Raw genomic sequence first — 20,514 nt, forward strand, 5'->3', positions numbered from 1 at the left:
CCAGCATCTGCTCAACCAAACCTATTACTATGAAAAGTACATGCTGTGTACTGATAACCGTCATCCTGTTTACCGCTTTCCGACCAAGTTCCCTGGATATAGGCGCTCCCATTCCTAAACCGGATGTAAAGCTGAATGATATCAGCGGCCGCGAAATATCACTGAATACGGCCAAAGGCGCTAACGGCCTGCTGGTGATGTTCACCGGTAACCGTTGCCCGTATGTATTGCGTAACCAGCGCAGGACCTCGGAAATATGTGCATATGCGCTGCAACACCAGATCGGCGTTGTCCTGGTCAATTCCAATACAACGCTGCATAACGGTGATGAATCACTGGATGCCATGAAAGCTTATGCTGCTGAACAGCAATACCGCTGGTATTATGTGATAGACAGAAAAGCGGAGATCGCAGAAGCTTTTGATGCCAACCATACGCCGGAGTGTTACCTGTTTGACAAGAACGGCCGTCTTTCCTATAAGGGCGCTATCGACGACAACCCCGGGAATGCCGACGCCGTAAAGGCCAGGCACCTGAATACTGCTATTAATGAAATGCTGGCCGGCGGGCCGGTAAAGACCAATAACACCTCGGCCCTGGGCTGTAATATCAAACGGTTCTAAAATACCAGGAACACTGCGTTACTGAACAATAATTTGCCGTTCTCCCAAAAACTGCGGAACAGCGGATCGTCTGCCAGCATCACCAGCTTGCCGTTACCAAGGTCTTTTACGCCGAAGAGCAGACCATCCTTTAGCCGTGCCCGAGTTTCCACGCCTACGAAGCCGCTGAGGTAATTATCTTTTTTGAGGATGCCTACATTCCAGCCCCCATCATCCAGGAAGTCATAGATATTATCGTCCTGTTTAAGGGTGTAGTAGCGGTCTGTATAACCGAAGGCCAGCGGGTGCGTACTATCCAGCTGCACTTTGTAGATAGCGCCGGGGATGAACTGCTTTACGCTTTCCCGTTCGCGGTTGGCATAGGGCTTTACGGCGGCGTAGGGATCTTTATCCGTTTCCTTGTTGTTCTTATTGTTTTCTTCCTTTTCTCTTTCCTTAGCTTTTTTGAGGTGTATGCCCCAGTCCCCTCCTGCCAGCTGCGCCAATGCGCCCTGCATAGCGATCAACCTTCCGCCGCTGCTGACCCAGTCTTTCAGCCGGGTAGCTGCCGCCTTATCATTCAGGAAATCATAATTGCCGTCTGGCAGGATCAGCACGTTGATATCTTTCCAGGATACCTGGCGCAGGTTTTTAACATTGATCAGTGTAAGCGGGTATCCTATCTGCTGTTCGAAGAAATGCCATATTTCCCCTACACTGAGAGATGATACACCTTCTCCTGCCAGTACCGCCACATTCAGCGGCTGGATATAACGCACTTTATCGGAGCCGAAGTCGGTACCCTTTTCCACAAAGCCGGTGGCTACTGCATCCAGGCTGACCTTTGCCGCTGCCGCTGTAGCGCGGATATAGCTATCAAAGCGGTTGCCCATTTGTTCATTACCTGCTCTTGGTATGATGAGCGTACCGGGCAGAAAGCTACGGCCGCTCATGGTGAAAGGCGCTTCTGCATAGCGCACTTTAACGCCCTGTTGCAGCAGGGAAGTAAGGAACCGTACATCTTTGACGCTGTTCCAGGATGCGAGGTAAGCATAGGGTTTCTGCACATCCGCAGCAGCTGTGACAATAGCAGGCGCCGAATCAGCCTGTGGACGAAGATCCTGTTGCAATGCATAAGCCGGAAGGCCATATGCATAAGGAATGGCCCAGGCGGTAATATCGTAGGTAACGGAATCGGTTAAACGGGATTGTGGCTCGAACAGTACCTGCAGCAGGTTAGACCGGGGCTGGAAGGCGCTGATCACCATATCTTCCTTTTCTATCTCAAAGCTTTCGGTTTTATGACTGAAGTAATTCAGTCCGCTGGCCTTGGTGCTCGCGGCGCCATAACCAAAGGCGATGTTATTCCGCTTTAACAGTGTTGCAAGGCCGGCGAGCTTTTCGGCATTGCCTGCGGCTTTTACTACATAGGCTTTATAGGGGCCATCCGGCGCGGTCATTGCATTTTTAAAGTAGTTCGTGTATTCCCCTATGATCTTCCCGGCCTGCCGGGAAGCTATCTCAATGGTAGACAAGCCGGTAGTAACGTGATGGGCTATACGGTCTGTAAGGGTGAGGGTGTCATTATCCTGCTTCAGTACGGCCAGTCCGGCTGCGCCGCTGCCACCCTGCTCGTAGGTCATACCGATGGCGCCGTTATAGGTGGGATAGGTATCTCCGTAGCTGGGATAGAAGAGATCGAAACGTTCTTTGGTAAAGTAGAGCCATCCTTTTTCGTCAAAATATTTTGCGTTGTTTTTGCCGATCAGGATCTGCAGCTCACGTTGCCAGGGCTTGATCACTTCGTGGAAGGGCTCTGCTGCGGGAGCAAAATAATAGGGCTCATCGATACCCTGTTCATGAAAATCCACATGCACCTGGGGCATCCACTGGTTATAGGCACTTAGGCGCTGCTGGGACTCGGTCTGTGTTTGCCAGGCCCAATCGCGGTTCAGATCGAAATAGTAGTGATTAGCGCGCCCGCCCGGCCAGGGCTCATGATGTTCCCAGGCATAACGCAGCGGATTGGGCGGAAAGCTTTGCACCTGGTTATAGAAGCTGACATATCGTTCCCGGCCATCGGGGTTGAGGCAGGGATCTATGATCACGACGGTATTTTTAAGCCATTCCTGTGCCTTGGCGTTGTTCTTATCCGCCAGGAGGTAGAGGGTACGCATGGCAGCTTCGGTGGATACTGCTTCGTTGCCATGGACGTTGTAACTGAGCCATACAATGACAGGCTTGTCCGCATTGCTGTTGCCTTTTCCATTGGCGAGCTGCAGGTTCTGTTCCCGAATGGCCTGCAGCCGGTTAAAGTTTTCCGGCGAGGCGATGATGGCCATGATCAGTGGCCGGCCTTCGTAGGTGGCGCCGTATTGTTCTAGTTTCATGTTGGGCGTTTGGGCAGCCACTGCTTTGAAATATTCCAGCACGCGATAGTGCGGGGTGAAGTGGCTGCCTAAACGGTATCCCAGGAATTGGTCAGGAGTAGGGAGCGATTGTGTAAAGCCGGGCAAATAAACCAGTAGTAGTGCTAATACAGGCAAAAAGCATTTCCGCATACCTTCACTTAGATTTTGTATATCTAAGATAGGGAATTAGGTGGCTAAATAGCACAATTTACTCTTTTGCTTACCAGCCGCCTACCATTATACTGTAGGTATAGGTTGTAGATGCAGCTAACGCAGTTTTGTTAAAAATCGTTACGTTATTAATGCTGCTACTGGTAAAGCCGATTTTGGCATCCATTGCGTTAACATCATTAGCGCTCCAAACCACGGCAGGTACATTCGCAAATGGCGTAGTGAATGCAATTGTACCGATTGTACCGGTGGTTGATATACCGGTACCGGTTCTTATAGTGACTTTCATGAATGCATCGCCGCCAGTTACAGTAACGCTATATCCGGTACCCAGAATAGCAGTTGTACTGGCATTTGACGTAAATGTCAGGGAAGCGGCCTTAGTAAGGTAACGTTTACCAGCTACCTCGCCTCCGGCAGTTACTTTTCCATTAGCAGTAATAGTGTTGGCGTTAGTAAGGTTACCACTCATATTAAGGTCACCATTCATGGTAAGGTTGCCGCCCATCGAAATATTATTAACGCCGTCAAGGTCGCCGTCCATATTCACGTTACCATGCATAAATACCGCTCCTTCAGTCAAAATGGATACATTGCTTCCTTGTAGTTGCAATTCTTTGAGTGTATTGGCTGTTTTATCCTCGGCGACAATATATCCCACACCATTATAAGATACTGTGAGCCCTGCACCTGTAGCAGGAAAATCTGAAGGGCCGCTATTCATACCTACTCTCATTACTCCCGTAACATCTAATTTAGACCCAGGAGCACTATTGTTTATCCCAACTTTCCCATCATTTGTAATGGTCAGCAACGTTCCATTACTGTTTTTGAAATTAAACCCCCTGGTAGCTACATTGTTAGAAAAGTTAAACCCGTCATCATTGGATCCCACTGAGCTGGTATAAGCTGAGGTATTTGTTCCGGTTCCAAACTGCAAGTTCTGTGTACCATTTGTCACCTGCAGCTTTGCACCCGGGTTATTGGTACCGATACCTACCCTCCCTATTGAATCTACCCGTACCCTTTCCGTGCTGTTGGTATATATTGCGAAGGGAGTATTGGTGAAAGTGCCCACCACGCCCAAACGGGTTGAAAATGTTAAGGCGTTCATCACTGATGCATCTGTAGGCCCAACCTGTACGTTGCCACCATGTGCACGTATATTGCCATTGGCGACTTCCAGCTTTTGAGCCGGTGCGGTGTTGTTGATGCCGACGTTACCATTTGTCAGGATACTGATCGCCTCGTTCGAATTATTGATGATACCGGTTCTTCCACCTGTTCTGAAAGTTCTGATGGAGGATGCAGAAATCCCAACTACGTCTGTCGTCAATATAGCATCTCCCGTTGAGGCACTCCTGGAAACGATGGTACTGTTTGCACCGGTAACCTGGGATATAATATTACCATTAACATGCAGCCTTTCTGTTGGGGCAGTAATTCCCAGTCCCAGGTAGCCTGTTGATCTTTTTAGCCAAAACGCGGATTCGATCTGGGTTCCGGCATCATTGTATCTTCCTATACTTAAATCTGATCCCGCGTTCCCTGTGCTTTCAGCACCTTCCATAGAGAAAACCCACCTGTTCAAATTCCCTGTCTGAAGCCGTAAATGGGGAATATTGCTACCGGTACCGTTTGTGGAAGTAAAGTAAGCAGCGGTACCTGTTCCGTTGATGGAGTAGTTGGCGGTTTGAGTACCGGAAGACAGGTTTTGTATGTAGTTACCGGAAGTGCTGGCAGGAGCTGCGCCAATATCGGCCAGCACCTGCGCGGCAGTACGGCTTGATATCACGCCGCCATTGGAGCTAAGGAAATTTGCGCCTGCAGTACCAAGTGCCGGTATGTTAAACATAGTAACAGTACCGTTCGCATTGATACGCATTCTTTCCAAAGGCTGCGTACTATTTGCAGGTGTAGTAAGGAACCGTAAATAAGTTGGATGGGAAACGTTATTGGTCCACGCAGCTTCACTAAAAGCGTCGATCACAACACTAGGGGCTAAACCTAAGCTATCTGGCATAGCGCCCATTGCCATACCGCCAAGCCGTTGGTTAGCTGCGGAAGGCACTCCCCTGTTAAAAGCTTCAAAAAAGCCTCCGCTGCCACCTGAAAACGGGCTCGTGGTCTCAAGTATAATACAAGCAGGTTTGCCTGTTACGTGCATACCGAAAAGCGGGTTGGCTGTACCTAAACCCAGCTTTCCATCCGCTGTTAAAGTCATTGTTCTCTTCCATGTTGTGCCATCCTGGAGCCAGAAGCCCAGGCCGGGATTCGCATTTCCGTCAAGCTGCATGTTAGCGCCTCTGTTAGCCGCGGCGTTAAGCAGCTGAAAAGACGGCGATAGCGATTCACTGCCATTTTTCACAACCTGGAACTGGGAATTGCTTCTTCCTACGCCGCTTATCCTGAAGCCGGCAGAGAGCTGGTCTTCAGTAGTCTGATTCTGTATATAGCTGCCGGAGGCGTTCTTTGGTGCATAAGCAGTGTCTGCATAATCTTTGAACAGCAGCTCACGCCAGCTGGTCCATTGTGGTTGGGTGTCATCTTTGACTCTCAAAAAAGCTCCATTGGGGCCGTTTAATTCTCCGTCCCAGTTTACAGCAAGATCGAACCCCCTGCTTCCCTCGCTTACTACCAGACCGTCATAATACAACCTGGATCCACGGCTTTGAAAAGCCTGGTTGGATAATACCGGCATATCAGGGCTGTTGTAAGCGGCATAACCTATTACCTTCCTGGCAGGCCACTGAAAGAAGGTCATACTGTCGTGTAACGGTATTGTATAAAAGTTGGTAGACAGCAGATCATAACGGGTATCTCCATAGGAAGAGAAGTTGAGATCTACTGTGTCCTGGCCCTTAATGGCGAGCTGGGAATCGCCGATCCGCTGTAGGCCAAGGCGGCGGAATTCAGTGCGGCCATTGCCTTTGTTGAACAGAAAGCCCAGGGTGTCTTTAGTGCGGTTCTCCAGCACAAATTCTGCGGTATCGCAGGTGTTATAGATGCGTACCGTATCCGCACGGATCTGGTAGACATTGGGAACCTTCTGGCCAAAGCAGTAGGTGGCCAGGAAAACAAACGCAACAGCGCACAATAGAACCTTCATGATATAAATGTTTAAATAATCCAATACTATATACACCCGGCCCCGTTAATTACGTAAGCCTCTGCAGTCTGGCTGCCATCTGACCACCTGTACACGTAATAACAGCGGTACCAGTGGTTCGTAGCGTCCCATTCACTCCTCGTCCATACCTGCAGCGCTGTTTCACATACCCCATTGATCACTTTCTTCGTAGTACCTGTACATTGAGCAGTAGGCACCAGCTGCTGCCAGACAGGCATACGCCCATCTGCAGGCAACAGGCTTTCATCCAGCGTCAGCCAGGCTTTGGCTTCCGCCACGGTTAGGCAACGATTATCTGCGGGAACGGTTACTCCTGATTTTTTTATAAAATATCCTTCCTGGATCTTCTGGTTTATCTCATTATGCGTAACCAGGTAATTGGTCCCAGCTGTCAGCAGGTTTACTGCTCTCTTTGCTGGCAATAGTTTTATCTCTTTGCCCAGTGTAAAATAATCAGCCGGGGCCATGCTGGCGGATAAAAGCTTTTGTGCAGCCACCGGCTGAAAATAAAGGGTCATCATAAGTAATGAAAATAAATATCTCATGCCTGTCATCGATCCTTCCTTTTCCTTATTTTTCTTTCATTTTTTCTTCCAGTTTGCTGATCTTCTCCTGCAATACCTTGTTCTGCTCTGTGAGCTCCTGTACTGCTTTCACCAGCAATGCGACGGTACTGGTCTGATCTACGCCGTTACGCCTGGGAGTGGCCATTTCATCAGGCACTTCATCTGCAATGAAACCGATATTGGTTTTGCCGGAAGCGTCGGCTTTGAATTTGAATGTTCTCACCTGGACTTTTTCAAATATTTTGAGAGCGGATGCGGTAAAGGGCTGGATATCTTTCTTAAGACTTCTCAAAGAAGACTGGAAGAAAGAGGTAGCCTGCGCCTGGCCGGACAGTGTCAAATTACCTGTACCATCCAGGCGGGCAATCTGGGTGGTGCCACCATACCATTTAAAGCCTACTGTAGTATTATTGTATGGTACGCTACTCCACATATGAGCGGTGTCGATACCGAAGGCATAATCAACCGAAGAAGCACCAATCCCCGGGTACAGTGTAATCTTGGTACCTTTACTCCTGGCAGAGAACGTAGGTTCGTCTGCTCCGGGAGTACTGAAGAGCAGCAGGTTAGTTGCACTATTGTTGAGGTATAGCTGACCGCCATTATAGTCCATAGAAGTAGCCTGTACATTCAGGTTGCCACTTGCACCCGCCATAGGCACGAGCCTTACGCCTCCGGAATCCGAGGTCAGGTACATATCGTTGTTCCCGTTGCTGGCGTCGCCTACATAGCCTTTTCTGAGAGTGGCGGAGCTATCCATAAATCTTATGTAGGAAATATTGGCGACATTCTGAGCTCCTATTCCTCTTATATAAGAAGTGCTTAACAGGTCAGCAACATTGTTTGCCCTGAATGATCCGTTTACGTGCAGGGTGTTAGCCGGCGACGTAGTACCTATCCCTACGTTACCGGTGGACAGCACCGTGATGTGTTGTGATCCGCTATTGTTGGCGCCCAGGTAGATAGGTCCTGTGGTTGAATTTATGTATAGAGGTTGTGCAGATGTTGCCTGCAATATATTAGCGGCATTCGCACCGGAGAATTGAATCTCTGCTCCGCTTACGCTTGCAAACTCAAGTTTTGCCGTCGGATTGTTTGTTCCAATACCAACGTTTCCATCCGGGTCAATTCTCATCCTTTCAGTAACAACCGTACTTCCGCTTGGTACAGTATAGAATACCAGGTTGCTGGGATGGGAACTGCCATCGGTCCATGCAGCATCACTTCTCGCTTCTATTTGTGCGGCTGTTCTATAAACGCCGGAAGATGGGTTTGTGCCCATCAAGATGCCACCAGTTACCTGGTTTGCAGCGGTGGGGGTGCCTGTATTGTAAAACCGGGCAAACGCGCCGGTAGTGCCACCGAAAGCGGTAGTATTCATTACAAACATTTCGCTGGTGGACGTACCGGAAACGGTGAATTTAGCGAGAGGGGTAGCAGTTCCAATGCCTACATTTCCAGCGCCGTCTATCCTCATCCTTTCTGTTCCATCATTTGTGCTGAACGATAAGAAGCCGCCGGTGCTACCAGCTCCGCGATGGAAGTTGATCATTGCGTTCTCAGTACCATTGTAGGTCATACCGAACTTTCCGGTTACCAGTCCGGTACCATTAGTAGCGACGCCTTTTCTTGCTTCAAGGCGGAAATTGAGATCGCCTATATGGCGGGATAATATGGATTCGGTAGTGTTTGCTACAGTGGAAGTATCTCTAACCTCCAGTCGTGCTGCAGGAGCCGTGGTGCCGATACCTACATCGCCTGCATAATTGATCCTTAATCTTTCGGCGCCCATCGTACCCATTGATATATCTGTAAGCTGGCCTGTGGCAGTGTGCCGGTTTGCAGCGATGTATGCCCTTTGTGCCTCGGCTACATCAAACCCGATACGGCCTATCTCGCCAATTACATCTGATATTCCGAATGCCAATTTCGCTGACGGGTTCACAGTACCGATGCCCACATTACCGGCTGCATCTATCCTCATCCTTTCGGGCTGCTGCACGCCGGAGCCGCCCGTACCTGTTCTGAATAAGATCTCACCAGGTGTGGTGCCCCAGCTGCCTCCCAGTAACACAATTTCGGCACCGCGAAGGCTGCTGGCCCCTGTAGCGCCACCTACCAGGTTTAATTGTCCGGCTGAATTATTACTGTATAGCAAGGGAGTTCCTAAACCCGTAGCGGCATAACCGGTTCCATTGATGGAAAAGTTTGCAGTTTGTGTACCGGATGCGACTGCCAGATTCTGTACATAGTTAGCGGACGTACTCGCGGGGGCCGCGCCAATATCAGCAGCGGTCAATGCTCTTGTTGTCAGGGCTGTAACGTGGCCGGATGCATTGGTGGTAATGCTGGAAAGCACGTTTGCGCCTGTTAGTGTTGGGGTAAAAGCGGATCCTGCAACATGATTACCTGCGTGGAGAATGTTATTACCCAGGAAAGTAAAGGTGCCTTCCGGCTGAATATTCAACACTTGTTTCGGTGTTGTTCCGTTCTTAGACCTGAATATCCATCCTTCCTGGTCGTTATCTGCTGATTCAAATATCATATCGCCGGCAGGAGTATCCTGTGGGGATTCAACAAATATTCTCCACACATCGGTATTGAAATTCCAGGATAAACCGGCGGAAGAGGCCGCGGTTCCCCCGAAAAGGATGTTCTGGTTGGTGGAGTTGCCACGGCTGGTAACGCTTTGCAGTGTTTCGGTGTTCTTTGGTGCATAAGCCGTATCTGCATAGTCTTTGAACAGCAGTTCACGCCATTTGCTCCAGCCGCTTCCGTTATCGTCCTTTGTTCTTAAGAAGGCTCCGTTAGGGCCATTCAATTGTCCGTCCCAGTTTACGGCGAGGTCGAAACCGCTGTTACCATCCTTTACAACGAGGCCATTGTAATACATCCTCGAGCCGCGGCTTTGTATAGCCTGATTGGATAACACCGGCATATCAGGGCTATCGTAGGCGTCATAGCCTACTACCTTTCCTGTAGGCCATTGAAAGAACGTCATACTGTCGTCTGGCGCTATCGTATAAAAATTGGTAGACAACAGATCGTAACGGGTATCTCCGTAAGAGGAGAAATTCAGGTCGATGGTGTCCTGTCCCTGAATAGCGAGCTGAGAGGCGCCGATCCTTTGCAGGCCGAGGCGGCGGAATTCAGTGCGGCCTTTGCCTTTGTTGTATAGGAAACCAAGGGTGTCTTTGGTGCGATTTTCAAGGACAAGTTCTGCGGTGTCGCAGGTGTTGTAGATGCGTACCGTGTCTGCACGGATCTGGTAGACATGGGGGATCTTTTGGCCGAAGGAATAGCCGGCGAGTAATAGTAATGTAATTGCGCACAATAGTGCTTTCATGGTGTGGTGTATTTTAAATTGTCTCTTGTGCATATGTAAATAATATACCGGCTGATAAGCTTTATCCTGGCTCAACGATCATCCAGGCAACTTTTGCCGAGGTTGCGGCATCCTTCGGGCATCTAACGGTGAAGGATGTACCGACGCTGCGGGTAATTACCATAGGCGTAGTACTGCAATCGCTGCAGCTGATCTCCTGCACCGTTAAAAATATTCTGCTATTGGCGGTAACGGCAGTGGTATTGACAACGACGGAAGTAGTACCGGCAGGAAAGTCAAGGATGCCCGTGTTTAAAGCAGCGGCTATCATTTTCTTTGGAGCGGCATATTTTATAAGATTGCTGCCCGGATTAACAACCAACAGGGAATCGGTTGTTTCTCCCCGAAAGAAGTTATTAGCTGTCATACCCGATAATTGCAAGCCCTGCGCTGTACCAACGTCTGAGCAGTTTATACTTACAGCATAAATGAAGGCGGGTGTTCCGAAACCGCTGGCGCCGTTCGATGCAAATTGCAGCAAGGTTCTGCTGCCAGGTCCATAATAAAACTGCACTCTATCACCTGCCACCGACTGAAAAGCATAGTTGCCCAAACCATATCCATAGGTTGCGTTATAGCTGGCAGCCCTGCCCTGGCCACTAATGTTAAAATCAGCAGTTTGGCTGGTGGTGATTTGGTTCCGGATATAATTGTTCCCAAGGTCAAGTTCAACGGTGTCCTGGCCAAGAATCGCAAGTTTGCCGGCGCCTAGGGACGCCAGTTGTAAGCGCCGGAATTCGGTGCGTCCTTTACCTTTGTTGTATAGGAAGCCCAGGGTATCCCGGGTATGGTTTTCCAGGACCAGTTCCGCGGTATCGCAGGAGTTGTAAATGCGGACGGTGTCTGCATTGATCTGGTAGACGTGGGGAGCTTGTTGGCCAAATGAGTGGCTGGCCAGTAGTAATAATGTAATTGCGCACAGTAGAGCTTTCATGGTATAGAAGATTATCTCAAATATCAATTATCTACTTATAAGTATTACGGGACTTAACCTCAAAAGCCACGACATCAATTCTATCATATTTATATTTACTCAGCGGGACCCTTCTTCCTGAGACAGACGGCTTAATATAAATTTTACCACTTCTAAATTCTATGGAGGCCCATGTTTTGAAAATCTGACTATACACCCATATGCCTTCTTTACCTGTTGCACACGTAGACCGATTTGAATCTCCCAATTCTCCGGGACAGGAATCTAAGCCTAACTTCCGCTGGTAACTTTGAGCCTTCCCCGCCTCTGCGAACCAAACGCAATAATCACCTGGCAAAAGGGCATCCAACAAAGTCAGATTGAGATCCTTTTCCTTATCACCTGAAAAATTTGACAAATATTCATATGCATTCTTAAAGTATACAACATAGTCAGACCTTCCAAAGAGCAGTAAACTATAATTCTCGTTTACTTTGTTATAAAGCATTCTGAATACATAATCCGTGTACAAAAGTTCAAATTCAACTACCATAATTGAGTCATTCAAAGCTAGTATACGGCTCAAATGATATGAATGCCACTGTATTCCACGAGCCTTAAACTCTGAATAGTTTTCAATTTCTCTACTCAGAATACTGTCCATCTTCATTTTAGTACGGTAATCAGCCGTCTGCCCGTAAGCTGCAGAGCCGATCGCACATATAACGACGAACAAAAACATTGGAACACTAATGCTCCGGAGGACCACCTTTGTTGTCCAGCGTTGAAATTTTTGTACTACCATCTGCACGGTCAATTATTAAGGTTTGTTTAGGTACGTTTCCAAAGTAAAATCTTGACAAATTCGTAGTCGTTTCACTTTTCTTGTCAAATGTTCCATCAAGGTCATCGGCGAATTGCTCGTTAGCTGCTTTTTCTGCTTTATTGTCGGGCATAGGCTCCCTGAATACCTGTTTGAATAATTGATAAATGAAATGGCCAATCTCATGTTTCAAAGTTTCTCCGTAATCGCCTTTAACAGCCTCTCCGGAGGAGGCATCAACGTAGTTTGCGGTTCCGTTCTGCATGGCATCCATTTTAGTAAAATCGAGGAAGATCAACTGCTGATTGACATTCGTTGCTCTACATGAGTAGACAGTTATCGTCCCTGACTCATAGTCTGTTTTCCACTTTGCAGCTTCTGCAGGAGCTGTATTGAACAAATTTTGCCATGCGCCTTCTCCGTATTGACTATTATACGCTTTATATACTGAAGTCTGCGGATCCCATGTCTCTTCATTAACTGCGATATCTGTTCTTATAAATCCCGCTTCGTTTCCACTTAACTTATACTTTTTTATATCTTCTTTTGTAGCACCTTGAATGCTAATATTAAACTGATCTGCAAATTCAAAGAGCGCCGGGTCATCCTGTCTCAACTCAGCAATTGCCTTATCTACCTTTTCTGCAAATTGCTTGATTTTCTTATCATCCGGCACTTTAAGCTCTGTCTTGGTACCATCCTCAGCATAGTTAAAATAGGCGTTCCTGATTTCCAGACCATCAAGATCCACGGCAAAAACAGGGGTATTACCGGCAAATTGGAAAGGTGTAAGCCAAGGATAATCCTTCATTAAAGGATCAAGACTTAAGAACTTGCCAATTCTGGAGTCGTAGACCCGATTTCCGTAATCCATCTGATTCCCCTCTCCCTTAACCTCATTATCATTCTCCTTACCATTAAACCCATACCGGTAACTAGCCACACTCACATTCCTACCCGGCTGCATCATCCCAAACGGATAATAATCCTGCGCCGAAGCCACATCCGCTTCATAGTGCTCTACCACATCTCCATCCACAGATACCCCCTTCTTCCTATCCGTCACGGTCGCCAGCACATTCCCCAAATGATTCCCCAGCTCAAAAAACTTATTATCCCTTATAAAATTAATATTTACACCCGTGCCCAACCCCTCTATATTCACCGGCTCCTGCTCCGTACTGTCCTGCATATTGGTCACCCGCGTGGTCATACCCAGGCGGCTACTACCGTAAATATGCACTTCTGTCTGGCTCAGCGCCCCGTTATTTATAGAATCATTTCCCTTCACATACACACTCATCACATTACCAGAAGCATCTCTCACATACCAGGTTTCTACCCCTTTCACTTTCTTGCTGATGCGGTTGCCGGAAGGGTCATAAGTGTAGCTGATCGTATCCCCGTTCTCCTTAATGATCCTCCTGATCTTACCATATACTGTCCATTCAATGCTCCTGATGTTGCTGGCAACATCTTTCACCATATTACCAATAGCGTCGTACTGGTAGTTATTCACCGACTGGCCGTCAATGTCTACATCATAATTGTCTACACCTACGCTGTCGCTGATAAAGTTCAGGCGGTTCCTACCAGGCTCATAATGATAGGTCAGGCTGTCCATCTGGAGTGGCTTAGCTGCCCAGGTTTCATTACCGTTCCGTTTATATTGCAGGATGTTACCGTTCGGATCGTAAGTAACGCGCTCTCCAAAGTCGGGCACTGTTACCGGCGTCCAGGTATTGGTAGCGGCATCCAGGCCATGCTGGGCATCCATACCAATGATCCTGTTCAGGGCGTCATAGCGATATTGGTAAAGCAGCGGTACCCCTACCTTGGGCACATTTACGCTCATGGCGGCAATGTTGCCGTTGTACAGCGGTCTGAAGCTGCTGCCGGAAGGCGTTACGCTTGCAAAAGGTTTAACGATACTATTTATCGGTTTATAATCATTATCACCAAAGTAGTTCAGTGAGAAGCCAAAGGCATCACGTGCGGTGATACCACCGTTGGCGCCGTCTCCACCAATTTCAGATGCGGGAGTGAGACTGGTGCCGTTCACACCTTTGAGCCATCCCTGGAGGGTGTAAGCATAATCAAGGCCCTGTACCTGCTGCTGACCTATCACGGCTCTAGCCAGCGGACCATGTTTGTAGTATTGATAGAATGCATCATTCTCCCAGTATACACTGTCGTGGCTGGTCTCCACGTTGGTGATCCTGTTCTCCGCATCATAGGTATAACGATGGTAGAAGGCGTCTTTCTGGCCGGGCTGATAGGCCACCATATTCACTTTACCGCTTACCAGGTCATAGTTGTATACTATTTTCTTCCAGCGGTTGCCGTTCACATTCATGCCACCCAGCTTAAAGTCCTGTACGAGGGTATCTACATTGCCGTGAATGTCATAGCTGTAGAAAGTACCAGCTGAATATCCGTTCGTATCCAGGGCGGCGGCATCATTGTAGATGGCTGTCCATGACACCCTGTTGCGCAGGTTAGACGCTTTCAGCATGCCCAACGTGAGCGGATCATAGGCAATGTCATACACTGTGCGGGTAATCTCTTTTTTGGACGAAGCAGCAGTATTGATCCAGTTTGCGAGACTAGTAGTATCCCGGCTGATGGCGTCTGTCATTGCGGTACTGCTGCTGATCTCCCCTACTTCTGTAATGCGGGCCAGCGCATCATATAAGGTGTAGCTGTAAGCATTCGTTCCTATTTGTTTAGCGTTCTGCGATATTACCAGGCGGCCCAGGCGATCGTACCAGAAGCGGCTCTTACCAGCATCCGGTGTTTTCTGTGCTACTACCTGGTTCAGCGTATTGTAGCGGTACTCTGTCGCCATTTTATGTGCCGGCACCAGTTGGTTACCGGCTGCCTTCGCAGCTTTGACATCATTGATCCATCCGTCAGAGCGGTCTTTCACAACACCGGCGGGCGGTACTGTTTTCACCAGGTTACCTGCCTGGTCATAATAATACAAGGTATAATGGTATTCGCTGCTGCTATAGGTAACGGCAAATTTCTCCATATTCTGCGCCTTCAGCACTTCTGCCTTATAGCTTTCTTCGAAATCGTTCTTCACAGAATCGATATATGCGTTGTATTTCACAGTACCTGCGCTGGTAGCAAAGTAGGTGCTGTCAGAACAGTTGCTGGACTGATCAGGCTCGATTGGAGAGAACACTGCTTCAGCGTTGCCGCAAAGCCGCGGTCCATCTTTTACAATAAAGCAACTATCCAGTCCGGGACAGCTCACAATTGTGCGTACCGGATTACATACTGTTTCGCCGATCACTACGGTGCTAATGCAATTGGTGCCTAGCGCGCTGTCTGTTTGCGGCATCAATGCCACCGGTTCCAGTGTATAGGGCGGCAGCTCAACAATGTTAACGGCTGTATCCCTGCAGCCGGTTTTACCGGATGTATTTGCGAGCATCAACATGGCCGAAACATCATTGTAGACACCTGCGCCAGCCAGTGTTCCGTTGGGATTCGCCAGCATTTTATAGACGGCCTCGTTTTCATTCAGCCTTACATGTGTGCTCCACTGCAAGGAATTCTGCTCTGTGAGCTTATGCCAGTAAACATCCTGGCCTCCTTCGGGAGCGTAAATGGTTTGTCCGGCAAATGATCCCTGGTCGGAAGCCGGGAATATGGAAAATGAACCGGTTCCTGTTCCACCAGCCCTACCGTCACCGAGAGGGCGGAGCGGTGAAGGATTATAGTTAAAATCAAAATCAAAGAGGTAAGCAGTCGGCCGGTCAAGCCAGGAGATGGTTGCTTCTATCGCCAGCCTGTATGAAGTGCCGGTACCCGGGTTTATAATGTCTCTCACCATCTCGCCATCCTGGTCATATTTAAATAGTTTACTACCTACCTGTTCGCCATTTGCAATATTGAAAGCTAATACTGCCGCGTCGAAGCTGTATATGCCAGCCCTCTGAATAGAAGCTGCAGCAAACAGGCGGGGCTCAGGATAGCGTCCAGGGGTTGCATCTTCCATCAAACTGGCCGCATACCTGTACTCGGTTCCGCCAATCCGCTTCATCCAGTTCAGTTCTCCATCTGCAGAAAAGCTACCGATCACCCAGTCCGTATTTTTTGATCCGGTGGTGCGTAGGCCGGAAAATGCATATCCGTTGTTGCTTGTCTGGATAATATCACTTCCGCTTGCCCCATGCCCCGCAAAATCAATCACCTTATTCCATTGCACATTTCCGGTGCCATCCAACTTCACGATCATGATGGCGCCGAGGTCATAACAGTAGGAAGAGGTAGTGCCGATAGCGATATAGCCATTGTCGGTTGTTGGGGCCAGGCTGGTAAACTCGTCATTCTGTACATCGCCATAAGTTTTGGCCCATACCAGCTCACCTTTGCTGTCGGCCTTGATCACATAGGCGTCTTTTGCGCCTTTACTACAACCAGTGGTAGAGCCGGCCATGATATAACCGCCATCCTGTGTTTTTTGGATGTCCATAATCACGTCCGTTCCGCCGTTATTATAGCTGCTGACCATTTGCTTGGCAGACTCCCCGCCAGGCTGGCAAACCACTACCCCGTCGCCGGGTGCAGGCGCCTGGTCACATTCACTCATATAGCTGATGTACTCCCATGCCTGTTTGGTGAAGCCCAAACGATTGTTCATGTAATTGGCAAAGAGCTCGTTCTTGAGTTGCTGAATAGAGTCTACTTCACCGGTTACAGGCACCACACCCGGATAAGTGCTCAGGAAAGTATTGTACAGTGTTTTCACCTCTTCGCAGGTAGTGCATGAACTTGCTGTACCGCACTGCATAAAGGCAGGAATGGTCAAGGGCTTTGGTAACCAGGTGCAGGCTCCTTCCGGTGCTGAACAAGCGTCCAGCAGCTGATCCAGGTTAGATTGTGAGATCTTCAGCTTCCTGGTGCGGAACAGGTATGCTGAGAAAGTACTATCCACAGGCTTCTTTAAGGCCAGGTATTCATTCTTCAGGATGCTCAGCTTATTACATTCGCATGCTGTTGGTTTGTTGTAGCTGATATTATCCACATAGACTGTCTGTTTGTCAAAAGGCTGTGGAATAGCCAGCAATTCAGCATTACAGGTATACTGATCCGCAGGATGGTTGTGTGATGTATTGAAATCATTGATCACGTCTGCAAAGCTTTTGTATTCGCTCAGGCTGCCAGGCCTTACGGTGCTGGCTCCTCGCAGGTGATCCGGGTCGCCGCCTTCCCTACACACATATTCCAGCAGGGGCGCCAGCTCGTTCCTTACTACGGCTTCTCCATAACATGGCGCCAGCTGATGTACCCAATACTCTACATAAGAATGACAGTTGTCTGCGATCAGCTGAGCCATCTGCGCCTTAGAATAGCTGATGGCTGCGGATTCTTCTGTTGGCAGATTATTCAGGCCGGCACTTTCAACAGCGCCGCCGGTGGTATAGAACCGTGGCATCTTTGGTACTTCTGCGCCTGTAAGGTCTTTATTTGAAGGGCCGCAGTTGGGTATCAGGCTTTCCAATAAAAGGCGTTTTTCCCGCAGGTAAGACTGGCGGAAAGAGCGCCATGCCATATCCCTGTCACCCGGGCATAGCATCACCTCGTCAAATGCCTTTTCAGTGGTATTGTATTTGGCGGCGCAGCCCAAGTCGTCCTTACCACATTTTATACTGATCGTTGCAACGCTCCACATGGAGTATCCAGGATTGTTCCCGTCCTTTACATAGGTGATCAGCTTATTGGTAAAATCATTGCGTTGTGCGGCAGACAGCTGCGATAATAACGGATCAATATTATTTGCAGGGAACAGCGAGATATTACCCGCAGGGTTCAGGAAACCGGAGTCTTTTGCTTGTTGGTAAGTATCTATCTTCTCCATCCTTCTGTCCCAAAGGCCGCTGGCCTGATATTGCTCGTATGCTGTCAGCTTGCAATATTCCGGGTGGAACTGCAGCAGCGCAGCTGCCCAGGATGGTTTGAACAGGGCTCCGAACTGCTCTTTATTCAGTTGCTGGGGCTTTACATAGACACCTGAAAGATCATCATATACCAAATCCGGCTTGCCTGCTTCATCCAGGTATACTATATCATCCCGTTGATAAGGAGATTTTGCATCGGCATTGGGTTTATAGAATATCGAGTACGGATAGAGGGAATCAATAGCCGGATTGGCATACTGGCCGGAAGGCGCAGACACGTCTGCCAGCATTAAAGCCCTGATATCGTTTGTTTCTGTATTTTCATCACAAAGGGACCTACATGCCTCAACCGCGCTCTGATAAGCGGCAAGGGCTTCTTCCCTGAAAAGAGCTGTATCTGCTATATTATTACCGGCATCCACCACATACTTCACACGAAAATTATCCCAGCTGCCCAGGTTAGCCTTACAGCTTGCGCAATCGGGGAAGCAGCTTACTGTACGCTGTATGATCTTCTGTTTTTCAATCTCTTCGTTCAGCGAGGTACATACGTTAGTGGTCAGGAAGAGGCTATCCCGGTAATATTCCATTCCCTGCTTATTCACGGAAAGCGACTTGGTGATCTCGTAGTTGCCTTTTTTCAGGAGGAGATCAAACCTGATCGTATCCGGTATAGGGTTACAGTCGGGCAGCACGTTGCCGCCTGTGTAATTATGGAAAGATGTATCAAAGGGTTGTTTGCCAGGCAGATGCTGGTTGTATACGTTATCTGTTATCCTGATGTTCAGATCATACAAGCCGGCATAGCATATCATATTTCCCTCACAATCCGGTTTTCTGAGCACTGGCTTGGGTAATATATATATAAAATGGTAAGTGCTATCTTCTCCCACCAGCAGGGAACTTTTACTTTCCATTACCAGGTCTTTCAGGGTATTCTTTCCCGGGCCGGAAAGGCTGTCGGTCACTGTTCTTGTTTCTTTGTTAGGCAGATCGGACAGGCTGATATTTTCCGGGGATCCCAGCAGGGCGGTAGCAATGGTACGGCCGTGCATGTCCTGGTACGTTACAGCGTACTGTCCATTGGCGTCTGCTACCATGTTCTTGAAATAATGGGTCACATCGCCTACTTCGGTACCAAACAATGCATACAGGTCTTCCTGCGAAGGTGAGCCATAAAAGTATTGCGTTTCATGGTTGCTGCCTATTTTGAAGGTGGGCCCTACCCCACTTTGCTTAGCGATACGGCCGGTGTTATCCTGCGTGTATTGCGTTTCGGTAAAGGCAAAACCTTCTGCTTTAGGTATGTATTTGTTGAAACCGTTATTCTTGTCTGGGTTCTGCGAAGAATAGTAACGGTTGGCGCCGGACGTTGTATCCATCGGCGCAGCGCTGGCCGTGAGGTAATCTTCGGGAGTCGCTATATAATCATAGTGATCTTTATCATACTCTGCACCGTTGATATCGCGGTTCAGGTTACGCGTGAACTTGAGCACATTGCTGAGCGTAGGCGCCGGCAGTACCTGTATAGCGGGGCGGCCCTGGTAATCATAGGCTGTTTCTGCAACAATAGTGGTATCGGTGTTATTATCCTTCGTTACCGTTTGCCGGCTTCTCAGGCTACCGTCAAAATATTGTACGGTTACTTTGCGTTTACCATCTTCTGCATAGGCAATGGAAGACTGCCAGTTCAGCAGGCGCTGATGCCCCATGAAACTGTAAGCCCCTAAACCACCACTAAAATATGAGCTCCAGACGGATTCCAGGCGCCGGTTATTTCCTTTCTCCTGCACTGCTCTTACGCGGTAGAATAAGATACCGCCATCATCATACAGCAAAGGGATCCTGTAGGAGTTAGTGGCGATAGTTACACGCGTGCTGTTATAGGCGAACACCAGGTCTGCATTTACGGGGTTGCCATAACGTGACAGCGCGCTGGAATCTATGTATGCCCATTCCAGGTCATATACATCAGCACCGGTAGCTACGTCCCAACCCACCCGCAGTTCATCCGTAGAGTCAGTGTTGGGCGTCGTGTTTGGATGAAAGCCCTCTACTGCATTGTCAGTACATGACCACTTATAAGCGGGATGCAGCTCAATTGCGTTTTCCAGCATAAGGGCGGGCAACACATTGGCGGCAGCATCCGTGGTGATGCTCATGATCTCTACCTTTACCTTGTGCGCATGGGCAAACACGAAGCTGCTGCGCATGGTATAGGTATTGGCGGTATCGTAGTTGATCGTAAGATCCTGCTCAATTGTTTCCTCATTCATCTGCGGTGTAGTATACGTGATACGCACATGTGCAGTAACGCTGAATGCTGTGCCCAGATAGAGCGGAGAGAATTCATTGATCTTCAGGGTAACGATATTCCGTACCGGGTAAGGTGTATCCAGCTTACTACGGAGCGCTTCATCGAAATAATCGCTATCCTGTACCGTAACGGAAGAATCTTTTGCCAGTTGGCCTTTGGCACCATCCAGTACATTCTTTAGTACAATTCCGGGGCCGGTTTGTGCCTGTACTTTATTAACAACTGCCAGCAACAGCATCCATAAAAAGCATATACCGGTCAGTTTCTTCAAAATAGGGCTCATA

Annotated in this window: 8 protein-coding genes; 1 reads left to right on the forward strand and 7 read right to left on the reverse strand. The window is 48.6% G+C overall.

Annotation, left to right across the window (positions count from 1 at the left end; translation table 11 throughout):
- Positions 1 to 29 precede the first annotated feature (29 nt).
- Complete coding sequence (locus ACR9Y8_RS07210; RefSeq protein ID WP_481212567.1) at positions 30 to 623, forward strand: redoxin domain-containing protein; 594 nt, start codon at positions 30 to 32, stop codon at positions 621 to 623.
- Here the strand turns inward: ACR9Y8_RS07210 and ACR9Y8_RS07215 are convergent.
- The 7 genes from ACR9Y8_RS07215 to ACR9Y8_RS07245 form a co-directional block, all read right to left on the reverse strand.
- Positions 620 to 3,163 (reverse strand): M14 family zinc carboxypeptidase, encoded by a 2,544-nt coding sequence (locus ACR9Y8_RS07215; RefSeq protein ID WP_481212568.1) that lies wholly within the window; start codon positions 3,161 to 3,163, stop codon positions 620 to 622. The two genes, ACR9Y8_RS07210 and ACR9Y8_RS07215, sit on opposite strands and share 4 nt — an antisense overlap.
- A 70-nt stretch (positions 3,164 to 3,233) precedes the next feature.
- On the reverse strand, positions 3,234 to 6,293 hold the full coding sequence (locus ACR9Y8_RS07220) for an autotransporter outer membrane beta-barrel domain-containing protein (RefSeq protein WP_481212569.1): 3,060 nt from the start codon (positions 6,291 to 6,293) through the stop codon (positions 3,234 to 3,236).
- A 26-nt stretch (positions 6,294 to 6,319) separates the two neighbouring features.
- Entirely contained in the window at positions 6,320 to 6,835 is a 516-nt protein-coding gene (locus tag ACR9Y8_RS07225) for a hypothetical protein (protein ID WP_481212570.1), read from the reverse strand.
- A 49-nt stretch (positions 6,836 to 6,884) separates the two neighbouring features.
- A complete protein-coding gene (locus tag ACR9Y8_RS07230; protein ID WP_481212571.1) occupies positions 6,885 to 10,226 on the reverse strand; it encodes a tail fiber domain-containing protein in 3,342 nt (1,113 codons plus the stop codon).
- 61 nt (positions 10,227 to 10,287) lie between these two features.
- Positions 10,288 to 11,199: a hypothetical protein gene (locus tag ACR9Y8_RS07235; protein ID WP_481212572.1), complete on the reverse strand. Its 912-nt coding sequence runs from the start codon at positions 11,197 to 11,199 to the stop codon at positions 10,288 to 10,290.
- A 31-nt stretch (positions 11,200 to 11,230) separates the two neighbouring features.
- The gene (locus ACR9Y8_RS07240; RefSeq protein ID WP_481216246.1) at positions 11,231 to 11,983 is read right to left on the reverse strand and encodes a hypothetical protein; all 753 of its coding nucleotides are present in this window, start codon (positions 11,981 to 11,983) and stop codon (positions 11,231 to 11,233) included.
- Positions 11,928 to 20,513 carry an RHS repeat-associated core domain-containing protein gene (locus tag ACR9Y8_RS07245; RefSeq protein WP_481212573.1) on the reverse strand — a complete coding sequence of 2,862 codons (8,586 nt, stop codon included), beginning with the start codon at positions 20,511 to 20,513 and terminating at the stop codon, positions 11,928 to 11,930. Before ACR9Y8_RS07245 ends, ACR9Y8_RS07240 begins: the two co-directional genes overlap by 56 nt.
- Position 20,514 lies beyond the last annotated feature (1 nt).

It is taken from the genome of Chitinophaga sp. SVR4-12A (assembly GCF_056754765.1).

What these genes read in the sequence shown, in the direction of transcription:
- ACR9Y8_RS07210 (WP_481212567.1), top strand. Translation starts at nt 30, where the DNA reads ATGAAAAGTACATGCTGTGTACTGATAACCGTCATCCTGTTTACCGCT.
- ACR9Y8_RS07215 (WP_481212568.1), bottom strand. Translation starts at nt 3,163, where the DNA reads ATGCGGAAATGCTTTTTGCCTGTATTAGCACTACTACTGGTTTATTTG.
- ACR9Y8_RS07220 (WP_481212569.1), bottom strand. Translation starts at nt 6,293, where the DNA reads ATGAAGGTTCTATTGTGCGCTGTTGCGTTTGTTTTCCTGGCCACCTAC.
- ACR9Y8_RS07225 (WP_481212570.1), bottom strand. Translation starts at nt 6,835, where the DNA reads ATGATGACCCTTTATTTTCAGCCGGTGGCTGCACAAAAGCTTTTATCC.
- ACR9Y8_RS07230 (WP_481212571.1), bottom strand. Translation starts at nt 10,226, where the DNA reads ATGAAAGCACTATTGTGCGCAATTACATTACTATTACTCGCCGGCTAT.
- ACR9Y8_RS07235 (WP_481212572.1), bottom strand. Translation starts at nt 11,199, where the DNA reads ATGAAAGCTCTACTGTGCGCAATTACATTATTACTACTGGCCAGCCAC.
- ACR9Y8_RS07240 (WP_481216246.1), bottom strand. Translation starts at nt 11,983, where the DNA reads ATGGTAGTACAAAAATTTCAACGCTGGACAACAAAGGTGGTCCTCCGG.
- ACR9Y8_RS07245 (WP_481212573.1), bottom strand. Translation starts at nt 20,513, where the DNA reads ATGAGCCCTATTTTGAAGAAACTGACCGGTATATGCTTTTTATGGATG.